The organism is Vibrio sp. 10N.222.52.B7 (assembly GCF_041474275.1).
GTDB classification, from domain to species: Bacteria; Pseudomonadota; Gammaproteobacteria; order Enterobacterales; family Vibrionaceae; genus Vibrio; species Vibrio crassostreae_C.
Map to the genome: position 1 here is coordinate 1 of NZ_JBFRTU010000316.1, position 252 is coordinate 252.

Annotated in this window: 1 protein-coding gene; it reads right to left on the reverse strand. The window is 46.4% G+C overall.

Annotation, left to right across the window (positions count from 1 at the left end):
- The coding region (locus AB4512_RS23005; RefSeq protein ID WP_372175841.1) for a LysR substrate-binding domain-containing protein at nucleotides 1–252 on the reverse strand (252 nt) is incomplete at both ends.

Here is a 252-nt window from a genome sequence, read left to right on the forward strand (position 1 = left end):
TACCACAAACTGGCTGTCGGCTAGGCGCTGCGCAATGTAACCTTCAGGCAAGTCTTCATTGTTAGTGATCCAGAGATCCAAACGCTCCTCAATCATGTCCACTTTGTAATCGAACAAATGCACTTCAATTCTCAGCTGAGGGTAAAGCTGTCTAAGCTGGTCAATCGCTGGAATGATATGCAGTGTGCCAAATGACTGAGACAAGCCTATACGGAATATTCCAGAAATGTCGTCACGCTGGCTATCCATGTC